Origin of the sequence: Paracoccus sp. PAR01 (assembly GCF_014851995.1) — a bacterium.
Taxonomy (GTDB): domain Bacteria; phylum Pseudomonadota; class Alphaproteobacteria; order Rhodobacterales; family Rhodobacteraceae; genus Paracoccus; species Paracoccus litorisediminis.
In genome coordinates, this window is record NZ_JACVAW010000003.1 from 146667 (window position 1) to 163002 (window position 16336).

General features: G+C 64.3%; 16 protein-coding genes. 3 read left to right on the forward strand and 13 right to left on the reverse strand.

The genetic code is table 11. From position 1 onward, the window contains the following. Positions 1-63 precede the first annotated feature (63 nt). Positions 64-1566: an acetyl-CoA hydrolase/transferase family protein gene (locus IB235_RS08210; RefSeq protein WP_192336339.1), complete on the reverse strand. Its 1503-nt coding sequence runs from the start codon at positions 1564-1566 to the stop codon at positions 64-66. Positions 1567-1689: 123 nt separating this feature from the next. Further along, the gene (locus tag IB235_RS08215; protein WP_192336340.1) at positions 1690-2115 is read right to left on the reverse strand and encodes a DoxX family protein; all 426 of its coding nucleotides are present in this window, start codon (positions 2113-2115) and stop codon (positions 1690-1692) included. Between the two features lie 120 nt (positions 2116-2235). On the opposite strand from IB235_RS08215, the gene IB235_RS08220 reads away from it, so the two are divergent. Then, entirely contained in the window at positions 2236-3150 is a 915-nt protein-coding gene (locus IB235_RS08220) for a LysR family transcriptional regulator (protein ID WP_155039630.1), read from the forward strand. Here IB235_RS08220 and IB235_RS08225 read toward each other — a convergent pair. From IB235_RS08225 to coxB, 10 genes are all read right to left on the reverse strand, one after another. Next, a complete protein-coding gene (locus IB235_RS08225) occupies positions 3110-4516 on the reverse strand; it encodes an FAD-binding oxidoreductase (RefSeq protein ID WP_192336341.1) in 1407 nt (468 codons plus the stop codon). The genes IB235_RS08220 and IB235_RS08225 overlap by 41 nt on opposite strands. Beyond that, positions 4516-5097 carry a GNAT family N-acetyltransferase gene (locus IB235_RS08230; RefSeq protein ID WP_155039632.1) on the reverse strand — a complete coding sequence of 194 codons (582 nt, stop codon included), beginning with the start codon at positions 5095-5097 and terminating at the stop codon, positions 4516-4518. Before IB235_RS08230 ends, IB235_RS08225 begins: the two co-directional genes overlap by 1 nt. Beyond that, positions 5097-6362, reverse strand: coding sequence for a pitrilysin family protein (locus tag IB235_RS08235; RefSeq protein WP_192336342.1), 1266 nt, complete (start codon positions 6360-6362; stop codon positions 5097-5099). The genes IB235_RS08230 and IB235_RS08235 overlap by 1 nt, the downstream gene beginning before the upstream one ends. Further along, positions 6359-7747: a threonine synthase gene (gene thrC, locus IB235_RS08240; RefSeq protein ID WP_192336343.1), complete on the reverse strand. Its 1389-nt coding sequence runs from the start codon at positions 7745-7747 to the stop codon at positions 6359-6361. Before thrC ends, IB235_RS08235 begins: the two co-directional genes overlap by 4 nt. Before the next feature lie 9 nt (positions 7748-7756). Further along, positions 7757-8428, reverse strand: a complete 672-nt coding sequence (locus tag IB235_RS08245; protein WP_192336344.1) for an SURF1 family protein — start codon at positions 8426-8428, stop codon at positions 7757-7759. Positions 8429-8490: 62 nt separating this feature from the next. After that, the gene (locus IB235_RS08250) at positions 8491-9315 is read right to left on the reverse strand and encodes a cytochrome c oxidase subunit 3 (RefSeq protein WP_155039635.1); all 825 of its coding nucleotides are present in this window, start codon (positions 9313-9315) and stop codon (positions 8491-8493) included. A gap of 33 nt (positions 9316-9348) precedes the next feature. Then, entirely contained in the window at positions 9349-9930 is a 582-nt protein-coding gene (locus tag IB235_RS08255; protein WP_155039636.1) for a cytochrome c oxidase assembly protein, read from the reverse strand. Beyond that, on the reverse strand, positions 9927-10199 hold the full coding sequence (locus IB235_RS08260; RefSeq protein WP_225612114.1) for a hypothetical protein: 273 nt from the start codon (positions 10197-10199) through the stop codon (positions 9927-9929). Before IB235_RS08260 ends, IB235_RS08255 begins: the two co-directional genes overlap by 4 nt. After that, on the reverse strand, positions 10193-11110 hold the full coding sequence (cyoE, locus tag IB235_RS08265) for a heme o synthase (RefSeq protein WP_192336345.1): 918 nt from the start codon (positions 11108-11110) through the stop codon (positions 10193-10195). Before cyoE ends, IB235_RS08260 begins: the two co-directional genes overlap by 7 nt. Positions 11111-11119: 9 nt before the next feature. Continuing rightward, positions 11120-12013, reverse strand: coding sequence for a cytochrome c oxidase subunit II (gene coxB / locus IB235_RS08270; RefSeq protein ID WP_370576852.1), 894 nt, complete (start codon positions 12011-12013; stop codon positions 11120-11122). Between the two features lie 163 nt (positions 12014-12176). Between coxB and tldD the strand changes: the two genes are divergently transcribed. Then, positions 12177-13598: a metalloprotease TldD gene (gene tldD, locus IB235_RS08275; RefSeq protein ID WP_192336346.1), complete on the forward strand. Its 1422-nt coding sequence runs from the start codon at positions 12177-12179 to the stop codon at positions 13596-13598. Between the two features lie 77 nt (positions 13599-13675). Then, on the forward strand, positions 13676-14851 hold the full coding sequence (gene dprA, locus IB235_RS08280; protein ID WP_225612115.1) for a DNA-processing protein DprA: 1176 nt from the start codon (positions 13676-13678) through the stop codon (positions 14849-14851). 256 nt (positions 14852-15107) lie between these two features. Here dprA and IB235_RS08285 read toward each other — a convergent pair whose 3' ends face one another. After that, complete coding sequence (locus IB235_RS08285) at positions 15108-16316, reverse strand: acyl-CoA dehydrogenase (RefSeq protein WP_192336347.1); 1209 nt, start codon at positions 16314-16316, stop codon at positions 15108-15110. Positions 16317-16336: the final 20 nt, after the last annotated feature.

Genomic DNA, 16336 nt, shown 5'->3' on the forward strand with positions numbered 1-16336 from the left:
CCAAATACCCATTTGGAACCGCGCAGAAAAAGAGACGCCCCGCAAATCTCGCGGGGCGTTTTTTCATTCCGGCTTCATCGTCCCGGTACGGCGCAGCCGGTCATGCCAGCTCAATGCCTCTTCCAGCAGATGCGGCGTATGCCCGCCGCGCGCCACGGCCCGGTCGAAATAATCCTGCAACCCGTCGCGCCATTCCGGGGCCACGCAATTGCGGATGATCAGTTGCGCCCGCTCGCGCGGGGCCAGTCCGCGCAGATCCGCCAGCCCCTGCTCGGTCACAAGGATGTCCACGTCATGCTCGGTGTGATCGACATGGCTGACCATCGGCACAACCGATGAAATCCGCCCGTCCTTGGCAATCGACTTGGTGACAAACACCGACAGATAGGCGTTCCGTGCGAAATCGCCCGAGCCGCCGATCCCGTTCATCATGTTGGTGCCCATCACATGGGTCGAATTCACATTGCCATAGATGTCGAATTCCAGCGCCGTATTGATCGCGATGATACCCAGACGGCGCACGACCTCGGGGTGGTTCGAGATCTCTTGCGGGCGCAGGACCAGCTTGCGCTTGTAGTCCTGGAAACGTCCCATGACCTCGGCATATTTCGGTTCCGACAGGGTGATCGACGACCCCGATGCAAAGACCATCTTGCCCGCATCCATCAGGTCGAAGGTCGAATCCTGCAGGACCTCGCTATACATGGTCAGGTCGTGGAAGGGGCTGTCGATAAAGCCGTGCATCACGGCATTGGCGATGCTGCCGATGCCGGCCTGCAACGGGTGCAGGGATGCAGGCATCCGCCCCCGCGCGACTTCATTCTTCAGGAACTCGGTCAGGTTCCCGGCAATCGCGCGCGTGCCGTCATCGGGTTCGGTCACCGTGGATGAGCTGTCCAGCTTGTTCGACAGCACGATCGCCGCGATTTTTTCCGGCGGGATCGGGATATAGGGAAAGCCCGCGCGGCTTTCGGGTGTCACGACGGGGATCGGCGTGCGCACCGGCCAATAGGTCGGGATATAGATGTCATGCAGCCCTTCCAGTTGCTCGGACTGGTTCAGGTTGATCTCGACGATGACCTTGTCGGCCAGAATGGCGAAGCTGGCCGAGTTCCCGACCGAGGTGGTCGGTACGATGCCACCGGTTTCGGTGATGGCGGCGGCCTCGACTATGGCGATATCGACGCCGGGCAATTGGCCGGTGCGCAACTGCTCGACCGTTTCGGACAAGTGCTGGTCGATATACATGACCTCACCCGCATTGATCGAGCGGCGCAGCGACGGGTCCGACATGAAGGGCATGCGCCGCGCCGTCACATGCGCGTCGTTCAGGATCTTGTCCAGATCGTTGCCCAAGGATGCGCCGGTCATCAGCGTGACCTTCAGCGGTTCACGACGGGCGCGCTCGGCCAGCGCCAGCGGAACGGCCTTGGCCTCGCCCGAGCGGGTAAAGCCGCTCATCCCCAGGACCATGCCGTCCTTGATCAGGCTGGCGGCCTGATCGGCGCTCACCACGCGGTCGCGCAACCCCTTGTGACGGATGCGGTGCAGATATTCTTCGACCATGATGTCCTCAGTCTCCTCGATCCGACCGCAATAGGCTCTGGCCAGATGAACGACAAATCAAGGCTGCCATGCGCATAGCGAAAAGCCGGCCCAAAGGCCGGCTTTCGGGGATTTCCTGCAAGGTCACTTGCGACGCGATACCGACCAGGCACCGTCGCCCAGCAGCGACAGGGCGAACATCACCACCGCCCAAAGCACGGGGTATTCCCAGCCGCCGCCTTGGTTCGAGAAGGTGAAGCCATTGCCGCCATGGCCAAAGACTGCGGCACCCAGCAGCACCGGAACCATGACCAGCGACACCCAGCGGGTCTGGTAGCCGACGATCAGCGCGATACCGCCCAGCACCTCGATCAGGATGGTCAGGTAGCCAAGCGCACCGGGCAGACCGATGGATTCGAAGTAACCGGCGGTCCCGGCAGGGGTGAACACAAAGACCTTGATCAGGCCATGGATCAGGAAGAACAGGCCGGTCGAAGCGCGCAGGACGAAGGCCGCAAGATCGGCCCGATTTTCAGCGGTGGCAGCACCGGTAAGAGACAGATCAGACATGTCGGGGTTCCTTTGAGGGGTGAAGGAAGTTCGTTGTTTCGATGCGGTGAATTTAGCGCATGGACACTGTCGCAAAAATGGACATGATCGGCGAAACATTGCCGCCAATTTGAGGATAGAATGGATCGTCTGGACGGAATCCGCTCTTTCGTGGCCGTGGTGGATTCAGGGTCGTTCACCCGCGCGGGGAAACGGCTGGGGATCTCGAACAAGCTGGTCAGCAAATATGTCGCGGCGCTGGAGGCTCAGCAGGGCATTACGCTGCTGAACCGCACGACGCGTTCGCTGTCGCTGACCCCCGCAGGCGACCGCTTCCTGCTGGCCGCACGTCGCGTGCTGGCCGCGGTCGAGGAACTGGATGCCCAGACCCGCGCCGATGAGGGCACCCTGACTGGCCGGTTGCTGGTCACCGCCCCTGTCAGTTTCGGGGAAATGTTCGTCCATGTCCTGACCCGCGACTTCATCGAGACCAATCCCGGCATCAGCATCGACCTGCGTCTGACCGACCGCTACGTGGACCTTGCCGCCGAGGGTTTCGATCTGGCGCTGCGCATCGGGGTGCTGGCCGATTCCAGCCTGATCGGTCGGCGGATCGGGCGCACGGAGTCGCTGGTCGTGGCCAGCCCCGCCTATCTGGCCGCCAAGGGCCGCCCGCGCCATCCCGACGACCTGCGCGAGCATGTGAACATCCGCGACAGTAACGCCGCCTCAGCCCATCGCGCGACCTTCGTGATCGAGGGCAAGGCGGTCAGCGTGCCCCTGCCCGGCCGCATCACCGTGAACAGCCCGCAGGCCGTGCGCAGGCTGGCGATGGACGGCAATGGCATCGCCATCATCCCGCGTTTTGTCGTGGATCGCGATCTGGCCGAGGGACGACTGGAGCGGCTGCTGGAGGGTTTTCCCGGCCCGCAGCTGGACATACAGGCGCTATACCTGCCGCAGCCCTTCATCCCGGCCCGGCTGACAGCCTATCTGGAGCATCTGCGCAAGAATCTCAGCCCCGCGCTGGGGAAAGCACCGCCCCCGGATTCATGATCCCCAAGGGGTCCAGCGCCGATTTGATCGCCCGCATGGCGGCCAGCCGTGCCGGATCACCCCAGCGCTCCAACTCGGCGACCTTCAGCCGCCCGACGCCATGCTCGGCAGAAAACGACCCGCCGCGCGCCACGACCATTTCATGCACCATCAGCGACAGATCCTTGCGCTGATCGTCATATTCGGCGCGGTTCCGGCCCCCTGCGGGGAACAGGTTGAAATGCAGGTTGCCGTCGCCCAGATGGCCAAAGCAGTTGATCCGCACATCCGAGCGCGCCGCCAGCGCCACGCCCGCATCGCGGATGAACCCGGCGATTTCCGACAAGGGCAGGCTGATATCGTGGCTGGCAACCGCGCCGATGCGGCGGTTGGCCTCGGGGATGTGCTCGCGCAGATGCCAGAAGCCTGCGGCCTGCTGGCCTGATTGCGCGATGACGCCATCGGTAATCAGTCCGCGTTCCATCGCCTCGGTCAGCAGCCCTTCAAGCGCCGTGTCCGAGGACATGCCCTCGGGCAGGCCGACCTCGATCAGCACCGACCATTGCGAATTCGGCAAGGGCTGGCGGATCTCGGGCAGGGTTTCGGCCAGAAACGCCAGCCCCTGCCCGCCGATCAGTTCGAATGCGGTGACGCCCCCGGCCATATGCCCCTCGGCCAGGGCCAGCAGGCTAAGCGCGGCGTCCGGCCCCGGCACTTCCAGCATGGCCGTGCCGACATTCGGCGGCGGCACGACCAGCTTCAGGCTGGCGGCGGTGATGATGCCCAACGTTCCCTCGGCCCCGATCATCAGGTCACGGATGTCATAGCCGGTATTGTCCTTGCGCAGGCGCTTCAGGTCATGAACGACGCTGCCATCGGGCAGCACCGCCTCGATCCCCAGACACAGCGCGCGCGCCGTGCCATAACGCAGCGCAGTGACACCGCCCGCATTGGTCGCAAGGCAGCCGCCAATCGCTGCCGTGCCCTGACTGGCCAGCGACAGGGGGAACAGCCGCCCCGCCCCGTTTGCCGCATCGCGCACCGCTTGCAGGGTCATGCCCGCTTCAGCGACCAGCACGTTTTCCTCGGGCCAGATGCCGCGCAGCGCGGTCATGCGTTCCAGCGACAGGACCAGCGGCGCGGGACCGTCGGACATGACCTGCCCGCCAACCAGACCAGTGCCACCGCCGCGCGTGACAATACCCACCCGGGCATCCGCACAGGCGCAGACGATCGCCGCGACCTCATCCGTGGAACGGGGCGCTGCGACCAGACCGGCCTGACCGCGATAGCGGCCGCGCGGCTCATCCAGATAGGCGGGGGTGACGGGGCGCAGCACGCCTTCGGGCAGCGATGCGGCCAACCGGTCATCGGCAGGGTTCAGCATCACCGGACCTCGGTCTTGCCGCGACGGTCATGGCGCAGGTTGGCGTAAAGCACGTGGTTCCTCCAGCGGCCATTGATCTGCAGATAGCTTTGGGCGACGCCTTCATATTTGAAGCCAGCCCGCTCCAGCGCCCCGCGCGAGGCGACGTTTTCGGGCAGGCAGGCGGCCTCGATTCGACTTAGATCCATCGCACCAAAGGCATGGGCGACCAGCGCGCCAATCGCCTCACGCATGAAGCCCTGCCGCGCATGGGGTTGCCCGATCCAATAGCCGATGGTCGCGGATTGCGCCGGGCCGCGCCGGATATTGTCCAGCGTGATCGCCCCCAGCAGCGTGCCGTCATGGCGCACCAGAAACAGCGGCAGCGCGTTGCCATTGCGGTTCGCGCGCTGCGCCCAGTAGACGCGGTTGGTGAAGCTTTTCTTGGACAGATGGTCGGCGGCCCAGACCGGCTCCCATGGGGACAGGAAAGCGCGGCTTTCGGCGCGCAATCCCGACCATGCATCGTAATCGCCATGCGCTGGCAAACGCAGCACCATCCGCTCGGTTTCAAGTCGAGGCGGACGGCGGCGGTTGAACATCAGGCGGCGAGCCTTTCGGCCAGTTTCTCTCGGGACGGAGCAGAGCGCACCGGGCCGTAAAGTGCAAGAGCCGGTCGCGCATTCTGGATCAGCTTCTCGGCATGGGCGCGAACATCGGCCACAGTCACCGCGTCGATCCGCTCGGCCACCTCGGCGGGTTCCGAAACCCGGCCCCAGATCGCCAAAGACCGTGCCATGCGTTCGGCCTGACCGGTCGGGCTTTCCAGCCCCATCAGCAGCCCGGCCTTAAGTTGGGCACGGGCGCGGGCGACTTCGGCCTCGGTCATGTCATCGGCGGAACGCTTCATCTCGTCCACGGTGACATTGGCCAGATCCGCGATCTGATCGCCCGAGGTCCCGGCATAGATCGTGACCATGCCGGTATCGTCGTGGAAACCGGACTGGGCAAAGATCGAATAGCATAGGCCCTTTTCCTCGCGCAGCTTCTGGAACAGCCGCGAGGACATGCCGCCGCCCAAGGCCGAGGTCCAGATCTGCGCCGCGTAGAAATCGGGGTCCTGATAGCCCGGACCTTCGAAGGCCAGCGCGAAATGGGCCTGTTCCAGCTTCTTGACGCGGCGCGCCTCCGAGCCCTGCCAGCGCGCGGGCTCGCGCGAGGTGACGGGGCGTGCGGGCAGATGCGAAAAGATCGCCTCGGCCTGACGCAGGATGCGGTCATGGTCGACGGCTCCAGCGGCAGCGAGGATCATCCGCTCGGGGCCGTAATGTTCGGTGATGAAACCCGACAGGTCGTCGCGGCCAAAATGGCTGACCCGCTCGGCCGGACCAAGGATGGTGCGCCCCATCGGCTGGTTCGGATAGGCGGCCTCTTGCAGCCAGTCAAAGATCACGTCGTCGGGCGTGTCCAGCGACTGCCCAATTTCCTGCAGAATCACGCCGCGCTCGACCTCGATCTCGCGCTGGTCGAAGACCGGGTTCAGCACGATGTCGGAGATCACGTCCAGCGCCAGCCCGACATCGCCGGCCAGAACGCGGGCGTAATAGCTGGTCACGTCGCGCGAGGTATAGGCGTTGATATAGCCGCCGACATTCTCGATGGCCTCGGCGATCTGCAGCGCGCTGCGGGTCGGCGTGCCCTTGAATGCCATATGTTCAAGGAAATGGGCGATACCGTTCTGTTCTGCACGCTCATCGCGGCAGCCGGCATTGACCCAGATCCCGATGGCGGCCGAATGCAGGCCGGGCATGTCGCGCGTGACGACGCGCAGACCGTTGGGCAGGGTGCTGATGCGGGTTTGACTCACACTGTTCTCCGTTCAAGGATCAGCGATTTAATCTTTTCCGGGTTGTTTTCAACTCGGGTGATACGCTCGTCGCGGTCGAACAGGTCGGCCATATGCTTGGGCAGGTCGGGGCGGATGCCGATGGCGGCTTCGACCGCATCGGGAAATTTCGCCGGATGCGCCGTGGACAGACTGATCATCGGCACGCCCGGACGCAGGTTTTCACGCGCCACCTTCACCGCCACGGCGGTATGGGGGCAGATCACCTCGGCCGTTTCATCGCGGATGGTGGCGATCATCGCGGTGGTTTCAGCCTCGGAGGCGCGGCCCGAGACATAGATCTCGCGCAGATGTTCCAGCGCACCTTGGCTGATGGCGAAACCGCCGGATTTCAGCTCGTCCATGAGCTGGCTGACGGCAGCGCCGTCCTGCCCGTAGGCCAGCCACAGGGCGCGTTCGAAATTCGAGCTGACCTGAATGTCCATCGACGGGCTGATCGAGGGCTCGACCGTGCCAGTGCGGTATTCTCCGGTGGAAAGCGCCCGGTGCAGGATGTCGTTCTGGTTGGTCGCGACCACCAGACGGCCAATCGGCAGGCCCATGGCCTTGGCAATCGAGCCTGCAAAGACATCGCCGAAATTGCCGGTGGGCACGGTGAAGTCCACCTCGCGCAGCGGCGCACCAAGGCTGGCGGCGGCGGTGAAGTAATAGACGATCTGCGCCAGAACCCGCGCCCAGTTGATCGAGTTCACCCCCGCAAGGCCCACGCCATCGCGGAACTCGTGGTCGTTGAACAGGTCCTTCAACCGCGCTTGGCAGTCATCGAAAGTCCCATCGACGGCCAGCGCATGGACGTTGGCATCGGCGGGCGTCGACATCTGGCGACGCTGCACCTCGCTGACGCGGCCATGCGGATACATGATGAACACGTCCACATTGGAAAGGCCGCGGAACGCCTCGATCGCGGCGGAACCGGTATCGCCCGAGGTCGCGCCAAGGATGGTGACGCGATTGCCGGATTTCGCCAAAGCCAGCTGGAACAGCTGACCGATCAGCTGCATGGCGAAGTCCTTGAAGGCCAGCGTCGGGCCGTGGAACAGTTCCAGCAGGAAATGCCCCGGTGCCAGCTGCACCATCGGCGCGCGCGCAATGTGATCGAACCCGGCATAAGCACGAGCGATGGCGCCCTTCAGCTCGTCCTGCGTAAAGCTGTCGCCGACAAAGGGCGTGACGACGCGCAGCGCGACTTCCTCATAGGACAGCCCCTCCAGCGCCGCGATTTCGGCTGCCGAGAAGGTCGGAATCGTTTCGGGCAGGTAAAGTCCGCCGTCACGGGCAAGGCCCGTCATCATGGCCTGCGCGAAATCCAGAACCTCTGCCCGGCCGCGAGTGGAAACGTAGCGCATCGTGATCCTCTAGAATTGTCGCTGCCTGATACGCCAGATCAGCGCCAGTGTCATCCCTGCCCAGACCGCAGCGATCATGAACCATTGGACGGCATAACTCAGGTGGTTGTTGGGAATTCCCTGCACGGCGACCGGCATCGGCTGGACGCCCTGAGCGTCACCCCGGATCTCGGCCGCGACGACCAGAACGGGCTCGGTCCCCAGCTTCGCCGCCATGGCGGGCACGTCGCGGGCGAACCAGATGTTCTGGTCAAGGTTCGGCGCGGGCGTGGCACTGCCCTTTTCCTCGGGCCAGTGCAGATTGCCCGCGACCTCAAGCCGGGTCGCCGGGCGCGGGTCATGGCGATGGTCCTGATCGACGAAACCGCGATCCAGCAGGATCTTGCGCCCGTCATCGGTGACAAAGCTTGAGATCACCTGATAGCCGCCGCCGCTGTCCTTGGTGCCCGACAGCACGTCGATTTCCTGACCCGTGGTCGTGCCCGAAACCAGCACCGGCATGTATTTCATGCCGGGATCGACCGCGGCGGGCAGCGGGACGGGTGCGCCGGCAATGCGGCTCTCGATCTGGTCCAGCATCGCCTGTTTCCACTTCAGCCGGTCAAGCTGCCACAGCCCCAGCGAAATCAGGATGGCGCAACCAAGGATGCCGACAATCAAAGGAAACAGGTAACGGCGCATAAGCAATTCCAATGAAAAACGGCGCGAGAATGGCCCCGCGCCGTCGGAAAATCAGCTTGGGATCAACGACCCCAGATATAGACCACGACGAACAGGAACAGCCAGACCACGTCGACGAAGTGCCAGTACCATGCGGCGGCCTCGAACCCGATGTGCTGCTTCTGCGTCATCTGGCCCTTCGAGAAGCGGATCAGACAGACGAACAGGAAGATCGTGCCGATGATGACATGCAGACCGTGGAAGCCGGTCGCCATGTAGAAGGTGCCGGCATAGACGGTGTCGGCCAGACCAAAGGCGGCGTGGCTGTATTCATAAGCCTGCAGCGCGGTGAAGCACAGGCCCAGGATCACCGCAACGATCAGCCCGTTGATGGTGGTCTTGCGGTCGCCCTCATGGACAAAGGCATGGTGCGCCCAGGTCACGGCAACGCCCGACAGCAGCAGGATCAGCGTGTTGATCAGCGGCAGGTGCCAAGGGTCAAAGGTGGTGATGCCTTCCGGCGGCCAAACGCCATCCTTCATCGGGCTGTCCGGCCCCATCGGGTACATGGCGTTCTTGATGAAAGCCCAGAACCAGGCGACGAAGAACATCACCTCGGACATAATGAACAGGATGAAGCCATATTGCAGGCCCAGCCGGACGACCGGGGTATGCTCGCCGGTCTCGCCTTCCTGGATCACGTCCGACCACCAGCCGAACATCACGTAAAGCACCGCGACAAAGCCGATCAGGAACATCCAAGGCCCCTCGATCGGGGCACCGAAGACGGTGATGCCCTTCATCCAGGCGACGGCGCCGGTCAGCATCACAAAGGCGCTGATCGCTCCGAGGAACGGCCAAATCGACGGCGGAAGGATCTGGTAGTCGTGGTTCTTTACATGGGCCATGGCTGCGTTCCGCTGTTGATGCGTCTTGTTGCTCTAGTTGATTGGTGTGTCGGTCTTGACCTGCAGGGCCGCCTGTTTCGGGGCTGCGGGTTCGCTCCGGTGGAAAGTGTAAGACAAGGTGATGTCGCGGACGCGGCCTGCGTCGCGGTCATCGACCAGACCCGCATCGACAAAGAAGCTGACCGGCATCTCGATCCGCTCGCCCGGTTGCAGGGTCTGCTCGGTGAAGCAGAAACATTCGATCTTGTTGAAATAGTAGCCCGCGATCTCCGGGGCGACATTGTAGCTGGCGGTGCCGGTGATCGGCTGATCGGTGGTGTTGATCGCCTCATAGAAGGCGATGGCGTTTTCACCGATGCGCAGCTCCATTTCCCGCTGTAGCGGGCGGAAGGTCCAGCCCATGTCCGGATCGACATTGGAATCGAAGCGGACGCGGACCTTTTCGTCCAGCACCACGTCCGAGGCCGCTGCGGCGACATTGGTCGTGCCGCCATAGCCGGTCACGCGGCAGAACCAGTCGTAGAACGGCACGGCGGCCCAGGACAGCGCGCCCATGACGACCACGACGCCGACAAGCATGCCAACAATGCGGGCGTTCGAGCGCGGCTGCGTCATGGCTTGGCCACCGTTCCCGCAGCCTCGGCCCCCGGCGTTCCGGGGACGGCGACCGGGGCCGCATTCGGCGCCGGAGGATTGGGGTCCGCAGGCAGCATCGTGGCGCGGGGCTGGTGGTCATAGCCCTCCATCATGTCGCCGCTGGTGATCTTGGCGATGGACAGGCCAAAGACCAGCGCGACAAAGGCCAGAAGCACGACCAGCAGACCCAGATTGCGGCTGCGGCGGCGCTTGTGAAGCTCGTGCTCGACCCGCGGCAACATCACCATGCCCCCACCCAATGCTGGATCAGAAGGGCGGTAAAATGCAGGAACAGGTAGTAGAGCGACAGGCGGAAATACCGCTTCTCGATCCGGTAATTGTCGGCCTGTGCCTGATCATCAGTGCGGCGCAGGATCTGCCAGCCGCCCGCGATGAACAGCAGGTTCAGCACGGCGGAAACCGACAGGTAGATCCAACCCCCGACCGAGGTGAAGCCCAGCCAGATCGCGAACGGCGCCAGCACCAGCGTATAGCCAAAGATGTGGCGGCGCGTGACCTTGCGGCCATGGGTCACCGTCAGCATCGGCACGCCCGCCTTGGTGTAGTCATTGTTCATGAACAGCGCGAGCGCCCAGAAATGCGGCGGCGTCCAGAAGAAGATCAGCGCGAACATCAGCAGCGATTCAATGCCGATGCCGCCAGTGGCACAAGCCCAGCCGATCATGGGCGGGAACGCCCCTGCCGCACCACCGATGACGATGTTCTGCGGGGTCGAGCGTTTCAGCCAGATCGTGTAGACCACGGCATAGAAGAAGATGGTGAAGGCGAGGAAGGCGGCCGCGAACCAGTTCGCAGCCAGCCCCAGCATCATCACCGACAGGCCCGACAGCGCCAGACCAAGCGCCAGCGCGTCACCCTTGGGCACCAGCCCCGCAGGAACGGGACGGTTGGCGGTGCGTTTCATCACCGCGTCGATATCGGCGTCATACCACATGTTCAGCGCGCCCGATGCGCCACCGCCAAGGGCGATGAACAGCACGGCGCAGAAGGCCACGAAGGGATTCATCGGCACCGGTGCGATCCACAGCCCGACGAAGGCCGTGAACACGACCAGCGACATGACCCGCGGTTTCAGCAGGGCGACGTAGTCCCCGAATCCGGCCTCGGCCGGACCGTGATATGCGTTGATATCGGCCACTTTCGGTCCTTATTCCGCCGAGGCCAGCTTCACGGGCTGGGTCGGCAGGTAATCGGATGCGTCGGCGGCGAACTCCTCTTTGGCGCCCGCCAGCCAGGCATCATATTTCTCCTGGGTAACCGCCTTGACGACGATCGGCATATAGGCGTGGTTGATACCGCACAGTTCCGAGCACTGGCCGAAATAGACGCCTTCCTGATCCGCCTCGAACCAGAGCTGCGCGATACGGCCCGGCACGGCGTCCTGTTTCACGGCAAAGGCGGGGACGGTCCAGCTGTGGATCACGTCGGTCGCGGTCACCTGGACCAGAACCTTCTTGCCGATCGGAACAACCACGGGGTTGTCGGCCGCCAGCAGATATTCGTCCTCGGAATATCCTGCCTCGGCCAGCGCGTCCTTTTCCAGCATCAGCGCATCAAATGCAATGCCGTCGTTGGGGTATTCATAGGACCAGTACCACTGGTGGCCGATGGCCTTGATGACCAGATCCGGGTTGTTGGGCATTTCCTGGCTGCGGAACAGCGCCGGCAGCGAGAAGGCCCCGATGCCCACAAGGATCAGCACCGGAACCAGCGTCCACGCGATCTCGATGGGGGTGTTGTGGGTAAAGCGCGCCGGGACCGGGTTCGCGCGGCTGTTGTAGCGCAGGATGCAGATCAGCAGCAGCAGGCAGACAAAGATCGTGACGGCCGTGATGATGTACAGCACGAAATGGTCCAGCCATTGCTGGTCATGGGCCAGCGGGCTGGATGCGGGCTGAAAACCCATGCCACCATTCACCGGCTTGCCGATCACGGGCAGATCGCCCAGCACTTCCTGCGCGGCGGCCGGAAGGCCCGCCAGTGCCGCAAGTCCAAGCCCGGTTCCCGCCGCAATCGCCCGGCGCATCGTCGCAAATGCCATTATCCCATCCCGTTGCCTATGTCCCGCCGGCGGGCCCAGTCCTCCAGCCCGGCCGACATCGGTATAGTTTGACAAGCATATCTTCCCCTGCCGGGCAAGCCATACCTATCGACTTACAGCCAAAAAACCCATAGTCGATGCCTTCTGGCATAAGGACTTTCGCATGACCGACTCGCCGTTCTCGCCCTTTGAAACCCATCTTGACCGCAACCGGGCGTTGCAGATCCTGAAGGATGCGCTGGCCGGGGCCGATGACGGAGAGCTGTTTCTTGAGCGTTCGCGCGCGGAAACGCTGGTCTTTGACGATGGTCGCCTGCGCACCGCCAGCTACGACGCCGAGCAGGGATTCGGCCTGCGCGCCGTCGGCGGCGAGGTCACCGGCTACGCCCATTCCACCGAGATTGACGAAACAGCCTTGCGCAAGGCCGCGGAAACGGTGCGGCTGGCCGTCGGCGATGGCGGCGGCACGCTGGCACTACCGCCTTCGGGCCGGATCACGCCCCTATACGCCGCGATCGACCCGGCCGCGGGCATCAGCTTTGCTGCCCGCGTCGCGCTTTTGCGGGAAATCGACGCATTCGCCCGCGATCTGGACCCGCGCGTGGTGCAGGTCTCGGCCAGTATCTCGACCTCGGTGCAAGAGGTCGCAATCCTGCGCCCCGAGGGCGGGCTGGCCACCGACATCCGGCCGATGGCGCGGATCAACGTCTCGGTCATCGTGGAATCGAACAGCCGCCGCGAATCAGGCAATGCCGGTGGCGGTGGGCGCATCCCGCTGGACGGGCTGATCGCGCCCGAGAATTGGCAGGCGCAAGTGCGCGAGGCGTTGCGGATCGCGCTGGTGAACCTGCGCTCGGTCCCCGCACCTGCGGGGGTGTTCGATGTGGTCCTTGGCCCCGGTTGGCCCGGCATCCTGCTGCACGAGGCCGTGGGCCACGGGCTGGAAGGCGACTTCAACCGCAAGGGCCATTCGGCCTTTGCCGGACTGCTGGGCAGCCGCGTCGCCTCGCCCGGTGTCACGGTGATCGATGACGGCACGATCCCGGATCGCCGCGGCTCGATCTCGGTCGACGATGAGGGCAATGCCCCGGCCCGCAATGTCCTGATTGAGGACGGCATTCTGGTCGGCTACATGCAGGATCGCCAGAATGCCCGCCTGATGGGGGTCGAGCCCACCGGCAACGGGCGTCGCCAAAGCTATGCGCATGCACCCATGCCGCGCATGACCAACACCTTCATGCTGGCCGGGCAGGATGACCCCTCGGCCATCCTCGCCGATCTGAAGGACGGGATCTATGCCGTCGGCTTCGGCGGCGGTCAGGTCGACATCACCAATGGCAAGTTCGTCTTTTCCTGCACCGAGGCTTACCGGGTCAAGAACGGTGTCGTCGGCGATCCGATCCGTGGCGCGACCCTGATCGGGGACGGCGCCACCGCGCTGCAACATATCCACGCCATCGGCAACGATCTGGCGCTGGACCCCGGTATCGGCAATTGCGGCAAGCAGGGGCAATGGGTTCCGGTCGGCGTCGGCCTGCCCAGCCTGATGATCGGCGGGCTGACCATCGGCGGCTCGGCCGCCTGAGGGCCTTCGACCCGCTAACCGATTATTAACCAAATTCATGCCATCACCCTATGACGGATGGGGCGAGGGCATGGATCATGCGACCACTCAGGGACCACCACAGTCACTTTGACGCCGCGCGTTGCATGGCCACGCTGCGCCTCATCCGTTCGCGCCGCGTGGGTCCGGCGACGTTTCATCGCCTGCTGGCCGAACATGGCAGTGTTGAATCGGCGCTTGAGGTCCTGCCGGAACTGGCCCGCGCCGCAGGGATCGGGGATTACACCCCCTGCCCGCCCGGCGTGGCCCTGTCCGAGATCGAGGCGGGCCGCCGCGCCGGGGCAAGGCTGCTGTGCTGGGACGACCCCGACTATCCGCCCCACCTGCGCGACATCCCCGACGCTCCCCCTGCCCTTTGGGTTCGCGGTGATCTCGCCATCTTTGACCGCCTGCCAGTGGCGGTGATCGGCTCAAGGAATGCGTCGTCGCTGGGGCTGCGGATGGCACGCGGTCTGGCAACTGGTCTGGCCGAAGCCGGGGCAGTGGTCATTGCCGGGCTGGCCCGCGGCATCGACACCGTCGCCCATGAGGCCGCGTTGCGGTCCGGCACCATCGCGGTCATGGCCGGCGGAATCGACCAGATCTATCCCGCCGAGAATACGGCCTTGGCCGAGGCAATCTGCGAAACCGGGCTTCTGGTCACCGAACAGCCGCCGGGGACCGAGCCGGTCGCGCGGCATTTCCCCGCGCGCAATCGCATCATCTCGGGCCTGTCGCGCGCGGTCGTGGTGATCGAGGCCGCGCATCGCTCGGGCAGCCTGATCACCGCCAAGGCCGCGCTGGATCAGGGCCGCGAGGTGATGGCCGTTCCGGGTCACCCGATGGATGCCCGCGCCGCCGGCTGCAATGCGCTGATCCGTGACGGCGCGTTGCTGGTTCGCAATGCGCAGGACGTGTTCGACGCGCTTGCCGCTGAACCCCGCCCCATCCCGGCTATGGTGCTGGAACCAACGGCGCTCGCCCCGCCCTCGCCGCGACAGATCACGGCTGCGGCAATTGCCGATCCACCACCGGCGCCGCAAGCAGACAAGGGCGGCCCCGTCAGTCTTGAGGCCCGCATCCTCGCCCTGCTTGGCCCCTCCCCGACCGAGGAAAACCTGCTGATCCGCGATCTTGGCATGCCTGCCGCCAGCTTCGCTCCGGCAATCCTGTCGCTGGAATTGGCTGGTCAGGTGCAGCGGCTGGCCGGAGGACGAATCGCCCGCGCCGTCTAGTTTCGTTCGGAATGGTCCATAGGCCCTACGCAGGCTCTTTGACCAAAGGGGCCGCAGACAAACGCGACCAAGCCGCCCTGACCTGAACGTGCGCCCGCCGCCAGCCCTGCAAGTTTGCACGGGTGGCTTCCTGTTCGTCGGGCCTGTCGACACCCAACCCACTATCCGGTCAGGTCGTTAGCCCTTCGCCGAAACCGGGAAGGCTACAACGGCTGTCCGGGCGCAAATCACCCGGACAGCCGGATTGGTCTTTGGATCAGAAGAACGCCTGCAGCCCGGTGATCGCGCGGCCAAGGATCAGCGCATGGACATCATGCGTGCCCTCATAGGTGTTCACGGTTTCCAGGTTCGCGGCGTGGCGCATGACCTGATAGTCCTCCTGGATGCCATTGCCGCCATGCATGTCGCGGGCGATGCGGGCGATTTCCAGCGCCTTGCCGCAGTTGTTGCGCTTGATGATCGAGATCATCTCGGGCGCGGCCTGCGCCTCGTCCAGCAGGCGACCGACGCGCAGACTGGCTTGAAGCCCCAGCGAGATCTCGGTCATCATATTGGCCAGCTTCAGCTGGAACAGCTGGGTATTGGCCAATGGCCGCCCGAACTGCTTGCGATCCAGACCGTATTGGCGCGCGGCATGCATGCAGAACTCGGCGGCACCAAGCGCCCCCCAGCTGATGCCGTAGCGCGCCCGGTTGAGGCAGCCAAACGGCCCCTTCAGCCCTTCGACGCCGGGCAGCAGGGCATCCTCGCCGACTTCGACCGAATCCATCACGATCTCGCCGGTGATCGAGGCGCGCAGGGACAGCTTGCCGCCGATCTTGGGCGCGGACAGGCCCTTCATGCCCTTTTCCAGCACGAAGCCGCGGATCTTGCCGCCATGCGCTTCGGACTTGGCCCAGACCACGAAGACATCCGCGATCGGCGCGTTCGAGATCCACATCTTGGAACCCGACAGCACATAGCCGCCATCGGTCTTTTTCGCGACGGTCTTCATCCCGGCGGGGTCGGAACCGGCATCGGGCTCGGTCAGGCCGAAGCAGCCGATCCATTCGCCCGTGGCAAGCTTGGGCAGATATTTCCGGCGCTGCTCGTCCGAGCCATAGGCATGGATCGGATACATCACCAGCGAGGATTGCACCGACATCATGCTGCGATAGCCGCTATCGACGCGCTCGACCTCTCGCGAGACAAGGCCGTAGGCGACATATGATGCGCCCAGACCGCCGAATTCCTCGGGGACGGTGATGCCCAGCAGGCCCATCTCGCCCATCTCGCGGAAGATCTCGGGGTCGGTGACCTCATCGCGATAGGCGGCGATGACGCGGGGCTGCAACCGGTCTTGGGCATAGGCGTGGGCCGCGTCGCGCAGCATCCGCTCTTCCTCGGACAGCTGCAGGTCCAGCCGGAAGGGGTCTTCCCAATCGAAGCTTCCCAGTTCCGGTGCATCCTTCGGTTTCAGCGCCATATCGTCCTCCTGCTCGGCGG

Excerpts from the sequence above, each read along its gene's own strand:
- IB235_RS08260 (WP_225612114.1), bottom strand. The coding sequence starts at position 10,199 with ATGGTGATGTTGCCGCGGGTCGAGCACGAGCTTCACAAGCGCCGCCGC.
- tldD (WP_192336346.1), top strand. The coding sequence starts at position 12,177 with ATGACCGACTCGCCGTTCTCGCCCTTTGAAACCCATCTTGACCGCAAC.
- IB235_RS08215 (WP_192336340.1), bottom strand. The coding sequence starts at position 2,115 with ATGTCTGATCTGTCTCTTACCGGTGCTGCCACCGCTGAAAATCGGGCC.
- coxB (WP_370576852.1), bottom strand. The coding sequence starts at position 12,013 with ATGGCATTTGCGACGATGCGCCGGGCGATTGCGGCGGGAACCGGGCTT.
- IB235_RS08245 (WP_192336344.1), bottom strand. The coding sequence starts at position 8,428 with ATGCGCCGTTACCTGTTTCCTTTGATTGTCGGCATCCTTGGTTGCGCC.
- IB235_RS08255 (WP_155039636.1), bottom strand. The coding sequence starts at position 9,930 with ATGACGCAGCCGCGCTCGAACGCCCGCATTGTTGGCATGCTTGTCGGC.
- IB235_RS08225 (WP_192336341.1), bottom strand. The coding sequence starts at position 4,516 with ATGCTGAACCCTGCCGATGACCGGTTGGCCGCATCGCTGCCCGAAGGC.
- IB235_RS08220 (WP_155039630.1), top strand. The coding sequence starts at position 2,236 with ATGGATCGTCTGGACGGAATCCGCTCTTTCGTGGCCGTGGTGGATTCA.
- IB235_RS08250 (WP_155039635.1), bottom strand. The coding sequence starts at position 9,315 with ATGGCCCATGTAAAGAACCACGACTACCAGATCCTTCCGCCGTCGATT.
- IB235_RS08230 (WP_155039632.1), bottom strand. The coding sequence starts at position 5,097 with ATGTTCAACCGCCGCCGTCCGCCTCGACTTGAAACCGAGCGGATGGTG.
- IB235_RS08210 (WP_192336339.1), bottom strand. The coding sequence starts at position 1,566 with ATGGTCGAAGAATATCTGCACCGCATCCGTCACAAGGGGTTGCGCGAC.
- dprA (WP_225612115.1), top strand. The coding sequence starts at position 13,676 with ATGCGACCACTCAGGGACCACCACAGTCACTTTGACGCCGCGCGTTGC.
- IB235_RS08285 (WP_192336347.1), bottom strand. The coding sequence starts at position 16,316 with ATGGCGCTGAAACCGAAGGATGCACCGGAACTGGGAAGCTTCGATTGG.
- thrC (WP_192336343.1), bottom strand. The coding sequence starts at position 7,747 with ATGCGCTACGTTTCCACTCGCGGCCGGGCAGAGGTTCTGGATTTCGCG.